This is a genomic window from Streptomyces sp. NPDC051940, from assembly GCF_040680895.1.
Lineage (GTDB): Bacteria > Actinomycetota > Actinomycetes > Streptomycetales > Streptomycetaceae > Streptomyces.
This window is the reverse complement of record NZ_JBFAXR010000115.1, coordinates 1-17,248: the sequence shown is the minus strand read 5'-3', so window position 1 is coordinate 17,248 and position 17,248 is coordinate 1. Positions and strand designations below refer to the sequence as shown.

Sequence of the window (17,248 nt, the reverse complement as noted above, 5' to 3'; positions counted from 1 at the left end):
GCGCCCGGATCACCGCGGACACGGTCATCCATCTGGGGAGGGGGGGCGAGCCTTGGAGCAGCCGGGCAACAGCACGGCCGACGACCGCGAACTGCTCGCCCGCCACGTCGCCGGCGACCCGGACGCCTTCACGGAGATAGTCCGGCGCCACCGCGACCGCCTCTGGGCCGTGGCGCTGCGCACGCTCGGCGACCGCGAGGAGGCCGCCGACGCCCTCCAGGACGCCCTGGTCTCCGCCTTCCGCGCGGCCCACACCTTCCGCGGCCAGTCCGCCGTCACCACCTGGCTGCACCGCATCACCGTCAACGCCTGCCTGGACCGCGTCCGCAAGGCCGCCACCCGGCGCACCGCCCCCGTCGCCGACACCGAGCGCTTCGAGCAGCTGCTGGAGCCCACCGAGTCGGCCGCCGCCCCCGCCGAGCGACGCGACCTCCACCGGGAGCTGCTCGCCGCGCTGGCCACCCTCCCCGCCGAGCAGCGGGCGGCGCTGGTGCTGGTCGACATGCAGGGCTATCCGGTCGCCGAGGCCGCCGCGATGCTGGGCGCCCCCGTGGGTACGGTGAAGAGCCGCTGCGCCCGCGGCAGAGCCCGGCTGCTGCCGCTGCTGACGCATCTGCGTTCGGAGAGGAACCCCGACAGCCCCTCAGCCGTCCCACAGACGGCGGGCAGGGCGGAGACACGCGAGTCGGGCACCATGAAGGGCGGAGGTGAGATCGCATGACACCGGAGCAGCAGCCGTCCGTACCGGACTGGCACCCCGAGGTCGAGACGATCTCCGAGTACGCCGAGGGGCTCCTCGAACCGGCGCAGGAAGCCGTCGTCGCCGCCCATCTGGAGCACTGCGAGCTCTGCGCGGAGGTCCAGGACTCCCTGAGCGAGATCAGCTCGCTACTGGGGGAGCTCACTCCCGCCGCGATGCTCATGCCCGCCGATGTCGCCGCCCGCATCGATGCGGCGCTGGCAGCCGAGCCCTTCCCCGTTTCACGTGAAACAGCGATCCCTGTTTCACGTGAAACACCGGCGGAGGAGGACTCCGCGATCCCCGTTTCACGTGAAACCGAGACTGGGGCGGGTGATGTTTCACGTGAAACACGCCCACCCCGCTCGGCCGCCCATGGTCCGCACGGCCCCTTCGGCCACGCACCCACCACGACCGGCCCCGGCCGCGGCCGTCCGCGCCGCCGCGGTCGCCGCGCTCTGATCGGTACGGCGCTGGGCGCCGCGCTGCTGGGCGGCCTCACGTTCTTCGGGCAGACGCTGCTCTCCCCGGACGACAGCGACTCGGGCTCCCTGGCAGACCGGCCCGCCGCAGAGAAGCGCAACTCGGAAGGCGCCTCCCCGAACCAGGACCTCAACGAGGAGACCCTCGGCGGACGGGTCAGCGAACTCCTCGGCTCCGAACCACAGCGCTTCGACAGCACACAGAAGAAGCCGTCGGAGAGCCCCGGCACGTCGGCCCCCCAGTCCCCCGACACCAAACTGAGCGAGGGCTACGGGGCCACGAACGTCCCGTCCTGCCTCCGTCAGGCCGTGCCCGCCACCGGCACCCCGATCGCCGTCCAGCAGGAGACCGTCCGGGGCGAGCCCGCCCTGCTCCTGGTCTTCACCAACCCGCGCAACGCGGACTACGTCGACGCGTACGTCGTCGACCTCCGTTGCGCCTCCGACAGCTCCGTGCAGGCCGAACTGCTACTGCGCGACACGTATCGCCGCCCGTAGCCGGACCCCCGAACAGGCCCCCGACGCCCGGTGCCGCACCTCTTCCCGGCGGTCCTTCCCCGTGCCGTACAGCGCCGGGAATGCGGGGCCCGTAGGATCCGTTAGGTGGGGTGACAGGCCCTCCCACGGAGGGCCACCGCCACCTGGTAGGCAGTCGGCATAGACAAGGAAGTTTCCCGTGAGCGACGTCCGCAACGTGATCATCATCGGCTCTGGGCCCGCGGGCTACACGGCCGCGCTGTACACGGCCCGCGCATCCCTGAAGCCGCTGGTCTTCGAGGGCGCCGTGACCGCCGGCGGTGCGCTGATGACCACCACCGACGTGGAGAACTTCCCCGGCTTCCGCGACGGGATCATGGGCCCGGAGCTCATGGACAACATGCGGGCCCAGGCTGAGCGCTTCGGCGCCGAGCTGATCCCGGACGACATCGTCTCCGTCGACCTGAGCGGCGACATCAAGACCGTCACCGACACCGCCGGCACCGTGCACCGGGCCAAGGCCGTGATCGTGGCGACCGGCTCCCAGCACCGCAAGCTCGACCTGCCCCGCGAGGACGAACTCTCCGGCCGCGGCATCTCCTGGTGCGCCACCTGTGACGGCTTCTTCTTCAAGGAGCACAACATCGTCGTCGTCGGCGGCGGCGACACCGCGATGGAGGAGGCCACCTTCCTCTCCCGCTTCGCCAGCTCCGTGACCGTCGTACACCGCCGGGACAGCCTGCGCGCCTCCAAGGCGATGCAGGAGCGGGCCTTCGCCGACCCGAAGATCTCCTTCGTCTGGGACAGCGAGGTCACCGAGATCCACGGTGAGAACAAGCTGTCCGGCGTGACCCTGCGCAACGTGAAGACCGGTGAGACCACCGAACTGCCCGTCACGGGCCTGTTCATCGCCATCGGCCACGACCCGCGCACCGAGCTCTTCAAGGGCCAGCTGGAGCTGGACGGCGAGGGCTACCTCAGCGTCGACGCCCCGTCGACCCGCACCAATCTGACGGGTGTCTTCGCGGCCGGCGACGTCGTGGACCACACCTACCGGCAGGCCATCACCGCCGCGGGCACGGGCTGCTCCGCCGCCCTGGACGCCGAGCGCTACCTCGCCCACCTCGCGGACAGCGAGAAGGCCGCCGAGCCGGAGAAGACGGCCGCCCCCGCCGTCTGATCCCTCGACCATCCCCACCCCACACCGCACAACTAGGTAAGGAGAACACCATGGCTGGTGCCACGGTGACCGCGACCGACGCGGATTTCGAGGAGAAGGTCCTCAAGAGTGACAAGCCCGTGCTGGTCGACTTCTGGGCCGAGTGGTGCGGCCCGTGCCGCATGATCGCCCCGTCGCTGGAGGCCATCGCCGCGGAGAACGCCGAGAAGCTCACCATCGTGAAGCTCAACATCGACGAGAACCCGGCCACCGCAGCGAAGTACGGCATCATGTCGATCCCGACCATGAACGTCTACCAGGGCGGCGACGTGGTCAAGACGATCGTCGGCGCCAAGCCGAAGGCGGCGCTGGAGCGCGACCTCGCGGAGTTCATCGCCTGACGCCCCCGCGTTTCACTTGAAACGAGATGCCCGCCCCGGAACGGGGCGGGCATCTTCGCTGCTCGGTTTCACGTGAAACGGTGCCCGTTTCACAGCGGACGCAGCACCGGATCCTTCTGCACGGCGCCCAGCAACCGGTCCAGTGCCATCTCCACGTCCTCCCGCCAGGAGAGCGCGGAGCGCAGCTCCAGCCGCAGCCGGGGATAGCGGGGATGCTGGCGGACCGTCTTGAAGCCCACGGCCAGCAGATGGTCGGCCGGCAGCACACACGCGGGCTCGGTCCACTGCGCGTCCGCGAACGCCTCGATCGCCTTCACCCCGCGCCGCAGCAGATCCTTCGCCACCGTCTGGACCATCACCCGCCCCAGTCCCTGCCCCTGATAGCCGGGGGAGAGCCAGGCGGTCATCAGCTGGACCGCGTCCGGGGACACCGGGCTCGTGGGGAAGGCCGTGGAGCGCGGCACATAGGCCGGGGGCGCGTACATCACGAAGCCGGCGGGGACCTCGTCGACGTAGACGACCCGGCCGCAGGAACCCCACTCCAGCAGTACGCCGGAGATCCAGGACTCCTTCTCCAGCTCCGGTCGGCCGGCTCTTACCGCGGCTTCTCCGCTGACGGGGTCGAGCTCCCAGAAGACGCAGGACCGGCATCGCTTGGGGACGTCGGGGAGGTTGTCGAGTGTGAGCGGTACGAGCCTTCGCCCCATTGAGCCCTCTCGTTCCCGGCGGACACCGTGCCGTCCGCCGCCGCGCCCCTGGCCGAGGCCAGGGCTTCCCTCTCTCTGAGCAGGCTGCCGATGAATCCGCTGACGGCGCCCAGCCCCAGCCCCACAGTGACCAGTCCAGTGCGACTCACAGTTCGCATGGCCGCCCCTCTCCACACGTAACCGCATCGTATCCGGGGAGGGGCGGGGGTGTTACCCAGGAAAAGCAAAGAGCGGGTCGTGGCTCCCACGACCCGCTCCACCGCCGATGGGCGCCCAGCCCCTCAACAGCGGCTCACTCCTCTTCGTCGTCCTCGTCACCCTGGGCCAGACGCTGCTCCAGCACCTTGCCCTCGCCGGGAGCGAGGGTGCCCAGGATCCGCTCCAGATCCTCTATCGAGGCGAACTCGACGACGATCTTTCCCTTCTTCTGCCCCAGATCGACCTTCACCCGGGTCTCGAAGCGGTCGGAGAGCCGCGACGCCAGATCCGTCAGCGCCGGCGACATCCGACTGCCCGCCCGCAGCGACTTGGTACGGGAGGCCGGCTTCGGCCGGGAGCTCATCAGCGTGACGATCTCCTCGACCGCCCGCACCGACAGCCCCTCGGCGACGATCCGGTGGGCGAGGCGGTCCTGCTCCTCGGCGTCGTCCACGGAGAGGAGCGCCCGGGCGTGCCCGGCGGAGATGACCCCCGCCGCCACCCGGTTCTGCACGTTCAGCGGCAGCTTCAGCAGCCGCAGGGTGTTGGACACCTGGGGACGCGAACGCCCAATCCGGTCCGCCAGCTCGTCGTGCGTACAGCCGAAGTCCCGCAGCAGCTGGTCGTAGGCGTGCGCCTCTTCCAGCGGGTTCAGCTGCGCCCGGTGAAGGTTCTCCAGGAGCGCGTCCAGGAGCATCTTCTCGTCGTCCGTGGCCCGGATGATCGCCGGGATCCGCACCAGACCGGCCTCGCGGCACGCCCGCCAGCGACGCTCACCCATGATGAGCTCGTAGCGGTCGGCACCCAGCTGCCGCACCACGACCGGCTGCAGCAGACCGACCTCCTGGATGGAGGCGACCAGCTCGGCCAGCGCGTCCTCGTCGAAGATCTCACGCGGCTGCTGTGGATTGGGGGTGATGGAGTCCAGGGGCAGTTCGGCGAAGTGCGCACCGGCCACCTCGTCGAGCCGCGCCGGCTCCGAGTACCCGTGGTCGACGGAGCCCGGGTCGAACGAGGCGGACTCCGGGGAGTCGTAGGTGTTCGGGATGTCCCGCTCGGACACTATGACCGGAACCGCGCCCGGCGACGTGGTGGCCCCACCCACCAGGGGACCGTTGTCGGCCGCGGTCGGCGCTGCCGGAATCAGCGCCCCGAGCCCGCGGCCCAGCCCTCTGCGTCGTTCACTCACTGAGCCCCTCCGTCAATGTGCCCTCGTTCGATGTGCCGGCAGCCGCACCCACACCGGCGCCGCGAAGCGCGATCTCCCGGGCCGCCTCCAGATAGGAGAGCGAACCGCTGGAACCCGGATCGTACGTCAGAACCGTCTGCCCGTAGCTCGGCGCCTCGGAAATGCGCACCGAGCGCGGAATGCTCGTACGCAGCACCTCCTTGCTGAAGTGCCCGCGCACCTCGTCGGCGACCTGGGAGGCGAGCCGCGTCCTGCCGTCGTACATGGTGAGCAGGATCGTCGAGACATGCAGCCGCGGGTTGAGGTGGCCCCGGACCAGATCGACGTTGCGCAGCAGCTGGCCCAGCCCCTCCAGGGCGTAGTACTCGCACTGGATCGGGATCAGCACCTCCGCGCCGGCCACCATGGCGTTCACGGTCAGCAGACCGAGCGACGGCGGGCAGTCCACGAAGATGTAGTCCAGCGGCTGCTCGTACGCGTCGATGGCCCGGCGCAGCCGGCTCTCCCGCGCCACCAGCGACACCAGCTCGATCTCCGCACCGGCCAGATCGATGGTGGCCGGGGCACAGAAGAGGCCCTCCACGTCCGGGACCGGCTGTACTACGTCCGCCAGCGGCTTGCCGTCCACGAGGACGTCGTAGATCGACGGCACCTCGGCGTGGTGGTCGATCCCGAGCGCGGTGGAGGCGTTGCCCTGGGGGTCGAGGTCGATGACCAGCACCCGGCCGCCGTGCAGGGCCAGGGAGGCCGCGAGATTGACGGTGGTGGTGGTCTTGCCGACCCCACCCTTCTGGTTGGCGACGACGATCACCCGGGTCTGCTCGGGGCGCGGCAGGCCCTGGCCTGCCCGCCCCAGCGCCTCTACGGCGAGCTGAGCGGCACGGCCGATGGGGGTGTCGTCCATGGGGGGTGGTGTTTCACGTGAAACATCCACCGATTCGGAACGGGGACCGGGGACCGGATCGGCCATCGGTCCCGCGACGTTGGCGTCGGACCGCAAGGAACTCTCCTCGACTTCAGACTCGCTATGAACAGAGCCTGCCATGCCGAGGGGTTTGCGTACCAGCGAGCCCCGTTCTCCTGTGGATGAATCTCGGTCACTCGCGGGTCTACGCGCCGCCGCGGCGGCGGCAGCCTCACGACCCCGATTCAGGATGCCTGGGAGCAATGAGCGACGTTTCACGTGAAACACGATGGGGTGGGTGTCGGATCAGGCGCTGATCCGACACCCCACAATGCATCGAATTATTACCGAATGGAGCAAAACGCCCATCACGCAGTGCTCGGTTTCACGTGAAACGGGGAGGACGGGGGAGGACGTCCGGGAAACGGCTCGGGACCCCCGACCACAGTCCTCAGCGGCGGCCGCGATTGCCCGACCTGCGGGCAGCACGGGCCCGCTTCGCCGCGAAGCGGACACCGCCCGGGCTCTCACCCACGACCGCGCGGACGACCGTCGACTGCGGATCCACGACACCCTCACCGACTCGCAGCACCGAGGTCTCCTCGACACCGAGCTTGCTCAGGGCCGTCTTCGCCGCCAGGAGCTCCTCCTCCGCCGTATCGCCCTTCAGCGCCAGCATCTCGCCGTACGGGCGCAGCAGCGGGACGCCCCAGCCCGCCAGCCGGTCCAGCGGGGCCACCGCCCGCGCCGTCACCACATGCACCGGCTGCAGCGTCCCCAGGACCTCCTCCGCCCGGCCCCGCACTACCGTCACATGGTCCAGCCCCAGCAGCTCCACGACCTCCGTCAGGAAGTTCGTCCGCCGCAGCAGCGGCTCCAGCAGGGTGATCCGCAGATCACGCCGTACCAGCGCCAGCGGGATGCCCGGGAGCCCGGCGCCCGAGCCCACATCGCAGACCGTCACCCCCTGCGGCACGACCTCCGCCAGCACCGCGCAGTTCAGCAGATGCCGCTCCCACAGCCGAGGCACCTCACGCGGACCGATCAGACCCCGCCGCACACCGGCATCGGCCAGCAGCTCGGCATAGCGCACCGCGTCCGGCAGCCGGTCGCCGAACACCTTCTCCGCCGCCTCAGGCGGTGCGGGAAGCTCCGCTGACTCCGTCACGGGGACTCCTCAATCCATCGAAAGCTCGAACAAACCCAGACTGACAAGAACCGGCCCCGTCTGCGAGGCAGACGGGGCCGGACAACGCTCTACGGGCCGTGCACGGCCCGCCGCTGCGACTGCTCAGGCAGGCAGCACGACCACACAGCGCTCGGGCTCCTCGCCCTCCGACTCGCTGCGCAGCCCGGCGGCCTTCACCGCGTCGTGCACCACCTTGCGCTCGAAGGGGGTCATCGGCTTGAGCTTCTTCGGCTCGCCGCTCTGCTCGACCTCCTCGACCGCCTTGTTCGCCAGCTCCACCAGCTGACCCCGCTTACGGGCCCGGAAGCCCGCGATGTCCAGCATCAGCCGGCTGCGGTCACCCGTCTCCCGGTGCACGGCCAGCCGCGTCAGCTCCTGCAGAGCCTCCAGCACCTCGCCGTCCCGGCCGACCAGCTTCTGCAGCTCACGGCCCTCGTCCTCGCTGATGATCGACACGGAGGCGCGGTCGCCCTCCACATCCATGTCGATGTCGCCGTCGAGGTCCGCGATGTCCAGCAGACCCTCGAGGTAGTCGGCGGCGATCTCGCCCTCCTGCTCGAGGGTGGACAGCGCGTCCGTCTCGTCCGCGGCCACAGCCGCCTCAGCGGTTTCCGTCACGTCGTGACTCCTTCTTACTTCTTCGACGACGGGTGCTTGGGGCGCTGACCGCCGCCCTTGCGCTTCCCGGAGCCGGCGGAACGGGGGTTACCGGTGGCCCGGGCACGCTGCCCGGACTGCGGCTGCTGCGGCTTCTTCTGCAGCGAGGGAGGGGCATCCTGCGGCTCGTCGTCGGCCTCGCCGTCCGTCTCGCCGTCCTGCTTCGCCTGCTGGGCGGCCTGACGCTGCGCCTTGGTCTGCCGCTTCGGCTGCTGGCGCCGGGTGGTGCCACCCTCCACGACGGTCGCCTCGGGCTTCACGTCGCCCTTCTCCACGACACCGGACTCCTGCGCCACCAGACCGGCCAGGTTCAGACCGTTGATGAACTTCCGCTCGGCGTCGTTGCGGTCCCGGCCGCTCTTGGTGGCGATGCCCTTGACGATCGCCTTCTCCCGCCGGGTGCGCGTCTTGCCGTGCCTGACCACGGTGTGCTGCAGCTTGCCCAGCATCGTCGCCTGCGCCTTCGAGCCCGGGGTGGGGTTGCGCTCGATGATGTACATCTGCTGGCCCATGGTCCACACGTTGGTGGTCAGCCAGTAGATCAGGACACCGACCGGGAAGTTGATACCGAAGACGGCGAACATGATCGGGAAGATGTACATCAGCATCTTCTGCTGCTGCATGAACGGCGTCTTGACCGTCAGGTCCACGTTCTTCGTCATCAGCTGGCGCTGGGTGAAGAACTGCGAGGCCGACATCAGCACGATCATGATCGCGGTGACGATACGGACGTTCGGCAGCGTGGAGCCCAGCTCCTCGACCTTCGCGGCGCTGTCCAGGAACTTCGCCGCGATCGGGGCACCGAAGATGTGCGCCGAGCGCATCTGCTCGACCTGCTCGGCGTTCAGAACGCCGACTTCCTTGTTGCTGGCGACCTTGTTCAGCACCTGGAACAGGGCGATGAAGAACGGCGACTGCGCGAGGATCGGAAGACAGCTCGAGAGCGGGTTCGTACCCGTCTCCCGATAGAGCTTCATCATCTCCTCGGACTGGCGCTGCTTGTCGTTCTTGTAGCGCTCCTGGATCGCCTTCATCTTCGGCTGCAGGACCTGCATGTTCCGCGTAGCCTTGATCTGCTTCACGAAGAGCGGGATCAGGGCGATACGGATCACGACGACCAGGAAGACGATGGACAGCCCCCAGGCCAACCCGCTGTCCTCGGCGAAGACGAGGCTGAACAGAGAGTGGAACTGGACGATGATCCAGGAAACACCGATATAAAGGGGCTTGAGGACCGTGTCCACGAATCAGGCTCCTTGGGCGTTGGGCTCAGACGTCTCGCCCCTACGGCTGCTGATCCGAAGACGCAGACGCTGGTGCCAGACCGGATGCTTACGGGGCGGAACGTGATCGACTCCGCCGAGCGACCACGGATTGCAGCGCAGAATGCGCCAAGCGGTCAGGGCCGTGCCTTTCACCGCACCGTGCACACGGATCGACTCATAGCCGTAGTGCGAGCACGACGGGTAGTACTTGCAGACCGGGCCCAGCAACGGGCTGATGGTCCACTGGTACAGCTTGATCAACCACAGCAGCGGGTACTTCATCGCGGCGCCTTCTTCGGAGAGGGGTCGCTCAGTCGCCGCAGCGCCGCATCCAGGTCACCGCTCAACCGGTCGAAACCGGCCTCGGCGGCCCCCGGCAGCGCGCGTACGACCACCAGGCTACCCGGGGGCAGCCCGGCGATCCGGTCCCGCATCAGGTGACGTAGCCGACGCTTGACCAGATTCCGCTGCACCGCGGACCCCACGGCCTTGCTCACGACGAAACCCGCACGCACCGCGGAAGCATGCTCCCCCGGTGCGTGCGGGCCGTTGCCGCTGTTCAGATGGACGACGAGAAGCGGGCGCCCGGCCCGGCGACCTCGTCGTACCGCGGTCGCGAAGTCCTCGCGCCGCCTCAGCCGATGCTGGGAAGGCAGCACGATGAGACCAATGGCTCAGGCGGACAGACGGGCGCGACCCTTGCTGCGGCGGTTCGCCAGAACGGCGCGGCCGGCACGGGTACGCATCCGCAGCCGGAAGCCGTGGGTCTTGGCACGCTTGCGGTTGTTCGGCTGGAAAGTGCGCTTGCTCACTCGGGGGCTCCAACAAACTTCGGATCTCGCCGGGTGACGAGACTTCGGAAATGATCGCCAACGGCTGTCACCGTGCGCCCACGAGTAGCTCGCAATACGCCGGTCCGGTGAATCCACCACGGCGCCTGGCCCATCGGAGGCAGGCGGCAGCAGCCGTCGACAACTCGACCTCGATACGGTACGCGGGGCCGTACCTTCCGGTCAAACCGGGGAGGGCGCGCCACATTCATACACACCCCTGTGGACAACAACTTGAACGCGTCCCCGGGAGGTGGTTACCGTGACAAGTTCCCGCCCGTCTGGGCGCCGCCCCGACCGAGCGAGTGAGTGAGAGTGCCCCGTGGCTGACCTACCTGCAGATCTCGGCGCAGTGTGGCCACGCGTGCTGGAACAGCTCCTCGCCGACGGCGAGGACGTCAAACCCCAGGACCAGCGCTGGCTGCGCGACTGCCAGCCCCTCGTTCTGGTGGCCGGCACCGCCGTCATCGCGGTGCCCAACGAATACGCCAAGGGCGTCGTCGAGGGCCGCCTCGCCCCCGTGATCAGCGACGCCCTCAGCCGTGCCTGCGGCCAGCCCATCGGCCTGGCGATCACCGTAAGCCCCACGGAGGCCGAGCCGAAGCCCGCCCCCGCGGCCGCCCCGGCCCCCTCCGTACCGGCCCAGGCCCAGCACCCCCACCAGCACCCGCCCGCGGCCCCCCAGCCCCCGCACCGGCCCCAGCTGCCGCAGGAGCACCACCAGCCGCCGCAGCACCACCAGCCTGAGCCCGAGCCCGCGTACGACAGCTACGAGCTGCCCGCGGCCCGCCCGGCCTACCCCGACTACGCCCAGCCCCGCCCCGAGCCCGGCGCCTGGCCCCGCACCCCGGCCCCCCAGGGATACGGCGCCCGCGACTACGGCACGCAGCAGCCCGCACACGATCCGTACGCCCAGCCCCCGCGCCCCCAGCCGGTGCAGGCCCCCGGCCGCGCCCAGCTGCCGGCGCCCATGACCAGCCCCGAGCTGCCCGCGCCCAGCGGCGCCCCCGGCCCGCTCGCCGCCCAGCCCGCCCCGGCCACCGGCCCCGGCGAGCCCACCGCCCGGCTGAACCCGAAGTACCTCTTCGACACCTTCGTCATCGGCGCCTCCAACCGCTTCGCCCACGCGGCCGCGGTCGCCGTCGCCGAGGCGCCGGCCAAGGCGTACAACCCGCTGTTCATCTACGGCGAGTCCGGCCTGGGAAAAACGCATCTCCTGCACGCCATCGGCCACTACGCCCGCAGCCTCTATCCGGGCACCCGGGTGCGCTACGTGAGCTCCGAGGAGTTCACCAACGAGTTCATCAACTCCATCCGCGACGGCAAGGCGGACACCTTCCGCAAGCGCTACCGCGACATGGACATCCTGCTCGTCGACGACATCCAGTTCCTGGCGTCCAAGGAGTCGACGCAGGAGGAGTTCTTCCACACGTTCAACACCCTGCACAACGCGAACAAGCAGATCGTGCTCTCCTCCGACCGGCCGCCCAAGCAGCTGGTCACCCTGGAGGACCGGCTGCGCAACCGCTTCGAGTGGGGCCTGATCACCGACGTCCAGCCGCCGGAGCTCGAGACCCGCATCGCGATCCTCCGCAAGAAGGCGGTGCAGGAGCAGCTCAACGCCCCGCCCGAGGTGCTGGAGTTCATCGCCTCGCGGATCTCCCGCAACATCCGCGAGCTGGAGGGCGCCCTCATCCGCGTCACGGCCTTCGCCTCCCTCAACCGCCAGCCGGTGGACCTGGGCCTGACGGAGATCGTGCTGAAGGACCTCATCCCCGGCGGCGAGGACGCGTCCCCGGAGATCACCGCGCAGGCCATCATGGCGGCGACGGCCGACTACTTCGGCCTCACGGTGGAGGACCTGTGCGGCTCCTCGCGCAGCCGGGTGCTGGTCACCGCCCGCCAGATCGCCATGTACCTGTGCCGGGAGCTCACCGACCTCTCCCTGCCCAAGATCGGCGCCCAGTTCGGCGGCCGCGACCACACCACGGTGATGCACGCGGACCGCAAGATCCGCGCGCTGATGGCGGAGCGGCGCTCGATCTACAACCAGGTGACCGAGCTGACGAACCGCATCAAGAACAGCTGAGGCGCGCCCGCCGGCCGCTCTCAGCGCCCTCGACGACCGAGGCCCCCAGGAGTTCGAACTCCTGGGGGCCTCTTCGTTGTTCGATTCGCAGGCCCATCGGCCCCGCTATCCACACGACTGTGGCGAATGGACCGTCCACACCATGGGGATGACGCATCTTGCCCACACCCCCGTGTGGACGGGTGTGGGATAACTGAAGAAGATCCAGCTCATCCCCCTGGGGATTTGTGGTCAAGGACTGTCCACAGGTTGGGGATGACGGATCGGGCGGCGTTCGTCCCCACCCGGTTGTCCACCGAAGACCGTCGGTCACCCACAGGGGAACCGATTCTGTACACACGCTGTCCACACCTCTGTCCACTGTTCGGCAACACAACGCGCCCTTTCACCGGTGCGTGTGAAAGCGGTCACACCGAAGTGGTGGGTTGGCCTGTGGGAAGCGTGGGTAAAACTGGGGATCAAGTTGGGGACAACTCCCCCTCCCCTGTGAATCAGGTGTGCACAACGCGGCGGCGTCCACAGAAGGCCCGGGTTGTCCACCGGTGACGTCCACATCCCCTGTGGGTAAAAAACGGGGCCTGACCTGCGCAAACAGGGTTTTCCACGGTATCCACAGGGCCTACTACTACCTCTACGGATATCTAGCCCGGACCTCGCTTCGAAGCGGGTGCTGTGCACAACGTGGGGACGACGCGACAGGCGGGCCGGACGAGCATTGACGCCGGACCTGCCCCAGCTGTCAGTCCGGTACGTCAGACTGGTCCCCTGCAGACAAGAAGTGCCGGCAACAGCAGGAGGCGGTCTCGGTGAAGATCCGGGTGGAGCGCGACGTACTCGCGGAGGCGGTGGCCTGGGCGGCCCGCAGCCTGCCGGCCCGCCCCCCGGTGCCGGTCCTGGCGGGACTGCTCCTGAAGGCGGATTCCGAGGGGTCCGGCCAGCTGAGCCTCTCCGGTTTCGACTACGAGGTCTCGGCCCGCGTCTCCGTCGAGGCGGACGTGGAGGAGGAGGGGACGGTCCTGGTCTCCGGGCGTCTGCTCGCCGACATCTCCCGCGCCCTCCCCAATCGACCTGTGGAGATCTCCACGGACGGGGTGCGCGCCACCGTCGTGTGCGGCAGCTCGCGATTCACACTCCACACCCTTCCTGTGGAGGAGTACCCGGCGCTGCCGCAGATGCCGACCGCCACGGGCACCGTCCCCGGTGAGGTCTTCGCGTCCGCCGTGGCCCAGGTGGCCATCGCCGCGGGCCGGGACGACACACTGCCGGTGCTGACCGGTGTGCGCATCGAGATCGAGGGCGACACGGTCACCCTCGCCTCCACGGACCGGTACCGCTTCGCGGTGCGCGAGTTCCTGTGGAAGCCGGAGACGGCGGACATCTCCGCGGTGGCCCTGGTCCCGGCGAAGACGCTGCTGGACACGGCCAAGTCGCTGACGAGCGGGGACACGGTCGCCCTGGCGCTGTCCGGCTCGGGTGCGGGCGAGGGCCTGATCGGTTTCGAGGGCGCGGGCCGCCGTACCACCACGCGTCTCCTCGAGGGCGATCTGCCGAAGTACCGGACGCTGTTCCCGACGGAGTTCAACTCGGTCGCGGTGATCGAGACGGCGCCGTTCGTCGAGGCCGTGAAGCGTGTGGCGCTGGTGGCCGAGCGGAACACCCCGGTGCGGCTGTCCTTCGAGCAGGGCGTGCTGACGCTGGAGGCGGGTTCCTCCGACGACGCTCAGGCTGTGGAGCGCGTCGACGCGACGCTGGAGGGCGACGACATCTCGATCGCCTTCAACCCCACGTTCCTGCTGGACGGGCTGAGCGCGATCGACTCCCCGGTGGCGCAGCTGAGTTTCACGACGTCGACGAAGCCGGCGCTGCTGAGCGGCCGTCCGGCCGTGGACGCGGAGGCGGACGACGCGTACAAGTACCTGATCATGCCGGTGCGGCTGAGCGGCTGACGCAGGCCGGCACATGCAGTCCCCGGGCCCGTACGGCGGCTTTCGAGCCGCTGAGCGGGCCCGTACGGCCCGGCGTAGGCTCGGGGCGGATACGTAGGCGCTTACGAAGGGTCAGTGATGGAGCTCGGTCTCGTCGGTCTCGGCAAGATGGGCGGCAACATGCGCGAGCGCATCCGCCGCGCAGGTCACACCGTCATCGGGTACGACCGCAACCAGGATCTCGCGGACGTCCCCAGCTTGAAGGATCTTGTGGACGGTCTGCAGGCTCCCCGTGTGGTGTGGGTGATGGTGCCCGCGGGTGAGGCGACCCAGGCGACGATCGACGAGCTGTCGGGGCTGCTGGAGCCGGGCGACGTGGTCGTGGACGGCGGGAACTCGCGCTGGACGGACGACGAGAAGCACGCGGCGGAGCTCGAGGCCAAGGGCATCGGCTTCGTGGACTGCGGTGTGTCCGGCGGCGTGTGGGGCCTGGAGAACGGCTACGCCCTGATGTACGGCGGTTCCGGCGAGGACATCGCCAAGGTGCAGCCGGTCTTCGACGCGCTGAAGCCGGAGGGCGAGTTCGGCAGCGTCCACGCGGGCAAGGTGGGCGCCGGGCATTTCGCGAAGATGGTCCACAATGGAATCGAATACGCGATGATGCAGGCCTTCGCCGAGGGCTGGGAGCTGCTGGAGGCGGCGGACTCCGTGACGGACGTCCGTGAGATCTTCCGGTCCTGGCAGGAGGGTACGGTCATCCGTTCCTGGCTGCTGGATCTGGCGGTGCGGGCGCTGGACGACGACGAGCACCTGGAGAAGCTGCGCGGGTACGCGGCGGACTCGGGTGAGGGCCGTTGGACGGTGGAGGCGGCGATCGACCACGCGGTTCCGCTGCCGGCGATCACGGCGTCGCTGTTCGCGCGGTTCGCGTCGCGTCAGGACGACTCGCCGCAGATGAAGATGATCGCGGCGCTGCGCAACCAGTTCGGCGGCCACGCGGTCGAGGCGAAGAAGTAGTCCACAGGTTGGGGGAGGTCGGCTCCGCAGCATGCATGTCACGCATCTTTCGCTGGCCGACTTCCGCTCGTACGCCCGGGCCGAGGTCTCCCTCGCCCCGGGCGTCACTGCTTTCGTGGGTCCGAACGGCCAGGGGAAGACGAATCTGGTCGAGGCGGTCGGCTATCTGGCGACGCTGGGCAGTCACCGGGTGGCGTCCGACGCGCCGCTGGTGCGGATGGGCGCCGAGCGGGCGGTGATCCGGGCGGCGGTGGAGCACGAGGGCCGGCAGCAGCTGGTGGAGCTGGAGCTGAACCCGGGCCGTGCGAACCGGGCCCGTATCAACAGATCGTCGCAGGTCAGGCCGCGTGATGTGCTCGGCATCGTGCGCAGCGTGCTGTTCGCCCCGGAGGATCTGGCCCTGGTGAAGGGCGATCCGGGTGAGCGGCGGGGGTTCCTGGACGATCTGGTCGTGGCGCGGCATCCGCGGATGGCCGGGGTGCGCAGCGACTACGAGCGGGTGCTGAAGCAGCGGAACACGCTGCTGAAGACGGCGGCGATGGCGCGCCGGCACGGCGGGCGCCAGCTGGATCTGTCGACGCTCGACGTGTGGGACCAGCATCTGGCGCGGGCGGCCGCGGAGGTGCTGGCGCAGCGGCTGGAGCTGATCGCGGCGGTGCAGCCGCTGGCGGACAAGGCGTACGAGCAGCTGGCGCCGGGTGGTGGTCCGCTGGGGTTCGAGTACCGGGCGTCGGTGGGTGAGGGGATCGCCGGGGCGTCGTCGCGGGAGGAGCTGTTCGCGCTGCTGATGGCGGCGCTGGCGGATGCCCGTAAGCAGGAGATCGAGCGGGGGATGACGCTGGTCGGCCCGCATCGGGACGATCTGGTGCTGAAGCTGGGGGAGCTGCCGGCGAAGGGGTACGCGTCGCACGGCGAGTCGTGGTCGTTCGCGCTGGCGCTGAGGCTGGCGTCGTACGAGCTGCTGGCGTCGGAGGGGGTGGAGCCGGTGCTGGTGCTGGACGACGTGTTCGCGGAGCTGGACGCGCGGCGGCGGGCGCGGCTGGCGGAGCTGGTGGCGCCGGCGGAGCAGGTGCTGATCACGGCGGCGGTGGACGAGGATGTGCCGCCGGTGCTGTCGGGGGTGCGGTTCGCGGTGTCGGACGGCGAGGTCAGGCCCGTATGAGCGACCAGCCGGCCGAGCCGAAGGAGTCCGCCGGATCGAAGGAGCCCTCGGGTATCGACCTGGCCCGGGTCGCGCTGCGTGCCGCGAAGGAGCAGGCGCGCGCCCGGGGCGCGGCGGCGCAGCAGAAGAAGCAGGCGAAGCGCGGGGGCCTGCGCTCCGGCGCGCGTTCGGACGGCCGGGATCCGCTGCCGCTGGGCGCGGCGATCAGCCGGCTGATCGCGGAGCGGGGCTGGGAGGCGCCGGCCGCGGTGGGCGGTGTGATGGGGCGCTGGCCGCAGCTGGTGGGGCCGGAGGTGGCGCAGCACGCGGTGCCGTCGTCGTACGACGAGGACGAGCGGGTGCTGGTGGTGCGGTGCGACTCCACGGCGTGGGCGACGCAGTTGCGGCTGCTGGCGCCGCAGTTGCTGCGCCGGCTGAACGACGATCTGGGTCCGGGCACGGTGAAGTTCATCAAGGTGCAGGGCCCGGGCGGGCCGGTGCAGCGGTACGGGCGGCTGCGGGCGCCGGGCAGCGTGGGTCCGGGCGACACGTACGGCTAGGGCCGCGCGGGCGACGCGTACGCCTCGGCCCGGCGATACCCGTGGTTGGGCCGTACGGGGGTGGCGCAAACTCGCCGCGGCGCGTGATCTCGCTCACACTATCGTTTCCTTGACAGTGCGAAGCCCGCAATGGCTGCCAGACGCTCCCGGAGGCCCGGAGCGTGTGTGGGGAGTCGGACGGACACCCCCCGTCGCCGCTGAGAGGGATACAGGGCCCGGCAAACCGCCATTCTGTCGGTGGCTACCGGTAGACTGGGCGGCATCCGCCACTTGCGGAACATGTCGACCGCTGTACCTCATGATGCGTGGTCACCCGGAC

Annotated in this window: 18 protein-coding genes; 9 read left to right on the top strand and 9 right to left on the bottom strand. The window is 69.6% G+C overall.

Going from position 1 to position 17,248, the window contains the following annotated elements; translation table 11 throughout:
* Nucleotides 1-52: 52 nt before the first annotated feature.
* From sigM to trxA, 4 genes are all read left to right on the top strand, one after another.
* Nucleotides 53-721: an RNA polymerase sigma factor SigM gene (gene sigM / locus AB0M28_RS31665; RefSeq protein WP_365412643.1), complete on the top strand. Its 669-nt coding sequence runs from the start codon at nt 53-55 to the stop codon at nt 719-721.
* Nucleotides 718-1,719, top strand: a complete 1,002-nt coding sequence (locus tag AB0M28_RS31660) for a hypothetical protein (protein WP_365412641.1) — start codon at nt 718-720, stop codon at nt 1,717-1,719. The genes sigM and AB0M28_RS31660 overlap by 4 nt, the downstream gene beginning before the upstream one ends.
* 178 nt (nt 1,720-1,897) lie before the next feature.
* Complete coding sequence (trxB, locus tag AB0M28_RS31655) at nt 1,898-2,878, top strand: thioredoxin-disulfide reductase (protein WP_365412639.1); 981 nt, start codon at nt 1,898-1,900, stop codon at nt 2,876-2,878.
* 50 nt (nt 2,879-2,928) lie between these two features.
* Nucleotides 2,929-3,258: a thioredoxin gene (gene trxA, locus AB0M28_RS31650; protein WP_365412637.1), complete on the top strand. Its 330-nt coding sequence runs from the start codon at nt 2,929-2,931 to the stop codon at nt 3,256-3,258.
* An 89-nt stretch (nt 3,259-3,347) separates the two neighbouring features.
* Here trxA and AB0M28_RS31645 read toward each other — a convergent pair whose 3' ends face one another.
* The 9 genes from AB0M28_RS31645 to rpmH all read right to left on the bottom strand — a co-directional run bounded on the left by AB0M28_RS31645 (nt 3,348) and on the right by rpmH (nt 10,179).
* Nucleotides 3,348-3,965 (bottom strand): GNAT family N-acetyltransferase, encoded by a 618-nt coding sequence (locus AB0M28_RS31645; protein ID WP_365412635.1) that lies wholly within the window; start codon nt 3,963-3,965, stop codon nt 3,348-3,350.
* Nucleotides 3,966-4,257: 292 nt separating this feature from the next.
* Nucleotides 4,258-5,352, bottom strand: coding sequence for a ParB/RepB/Spo0J family partition protein (locus AB0M28_RS31640; RefSeq protein ID WP_365412633.1), 1,095 nt, complete (start codon nt 5,350-5,352; stop codon nt 4,258-4,260).
* The gene (locus tag AB0M28_RS31635) at nt 5,345-6,397 is read right to left on the bottom strand and encodes a ParA family protein (RefSeq protein ID WP_365412631.1); all 1,053 of its coding nucleotides are present in this window, start codon (nt 6,395-6,397) and stop codon (nt 5,345-5,347) included. Before AB0M28_RS31635 ends, AB0M28_RS31640 begins: the two co-directional genes overlap by 8 nt.
* A gap of 310 nt (nt 6,398-6,707) precedes the next feature.
* The gene (gene rsmG / locus AB0M28_RS31630) at nt 6,708-7,424 is read right to left on the bottom strand and encodes a 16S rRNA (guanine(527)-N(7))-methyltransferase RsmG (RefSeq protein WP_365412629.1); all 717 of its coding nucleotides are present in this window, start codon (nt 7,422-7,424) and stop codon (nt 6,708-6,710) included.
* A 123-nt stretch (nt 7,425-7,547) separates the two neighbouring features.
* A complete protein-coding gene (locus tag AB0M28_RS31625) occupies nt 7,548-8,063 on the bottom strand; it encodes a R3H domain-containing nucleic acid-binding protein (protein WP_365412627.1) in 516 nt (171 codons plus the stop codon).
* Between the two features lie 14 nt (nt 8,064-8,077).
* Nucleotides 8,078-9,346 carry a membrane protein insertase YidC gene (yidC, locus tag AB0M28_RS31620; RefSeq protein WP_365412625.1) on the bottom strand — a complete coding sequence of 423 codons (1,269 nt, stop codon included), beginning with the start codon at nt 9,344-9,346 and terminating at the stop codon, nt 8,078-8,080.
* 3 nt (nt 9,347-9,349) lie between these two features.
* On the bottom strand, nt 9,350-9,649 hold the full coding sequence (gene yidD, locus AB0M28_RS31615) for a membrane protein insertion efficiency factor YidD (RefSeq protein WP_365412623.1): 300 nt from the start codon (nt 9,647-9,649) through the stop codon (nt 9,350-9,352).
* Nucleotides 9,646-10,026: a ribonuclease P protein component gene (gene rnpA / locus AB0M28_RS31610; RefSeq protein ID WP_365412621.1), complete on the bottom strand. Its 381-nt coding sequence runs from the start codon at nt 10,024-10,026 to the stop codon at nt 9,646-9,648. The genes yidD and rnpA overlap by 4 nt, the downstream gene beginning before the upstream one ends.
* 15 nt (nt 10,027-10,041) lie before the next feature.
* Nucleotides 10,042-10,179, bottom strand: a complete 138-nt coding sequence (gene rpmH, locus AB0M28_RS31605) for a 50S ribosomal protein L34 (RefSeq protein WP_323377889.1) — start codon at nt 10,177-10,179, stop codon at nt 10,042-10,044.
* 340 nt (nt 10,180-10,519) lie between these two features.
* Here rpmH and dnaA point away from each other — a divergent pair, with 340 nt between their 5' ends.
* From dnaA to AB0M28_RS31580, 5 genes are all read left to right on the top strand, one after another.
* Nucleotides 10,520-12,286: a chromosomal replication initiator protein DnaA gene (gene dnaA / locus AB0M28_RS31600; RefSeq protein ID WP_365412619.1), complete on the top strand. Its 1,767-nt coding sequence runs from the start codon at nt 10,520-10,522 to the stop codon at nt 12,284-12,286.
* A gap of 806 nt (nt 12,287-13,092) precedes the next feature.
* A complete protein-coding gene (dnaN, locus tag AB0M28_RS31595) occupies nt 13,093-14,232 on the top strand; it encodes a DNA polymerase III subunit beta (RefSeq protein WP_365412617.1) in 1,140 nt (379 codons plus the stop codon).
* A gap of 117 nt (nt 14,233-14,349) precedes the next feature.
* The gene (gnd, locus tag AB0M28_RS31590) at nt 14,350-15,228 is read left to right on the top strand and encodes a phosphogluconate dehydrogenase (NAD(+)-dependent, decarboxylating) (RefSeq protein ID WP_365412615.1); all 879 of its coding nucleotides are present in this window, start codon (nt 14,350-14,352) and stop codon (nt 15,226-15,228) included.
* Between the two features lie 31 nt (nt 15,229-15,259).
* Complete coding sequence (gene recF, locus AB0M28_RS31585) at nt 15,260-16,390, top strand: DNA replication/repair protein RecF (RefSeq protein ID WP_365412613.1); 1,131 nt, start codon at nt 15,260-15,262, stop codon at nt 16,388-16,390.
* A complete protein-coding gene (locus AB0M28_RS31580) occupies nt 16,387-16,929 on the top strand; it encodes a DciA family protein (protein ID WP_365412611.1) in 543 nt (180 codons plus the stop codon). The genes recF and AB0M28_RS31580 overlap by 4 nt, the downstream gene beginning before the upstream one ends.
* Nucleotides 16,930-17,248 lie beyond the last annotated feature (319 nt).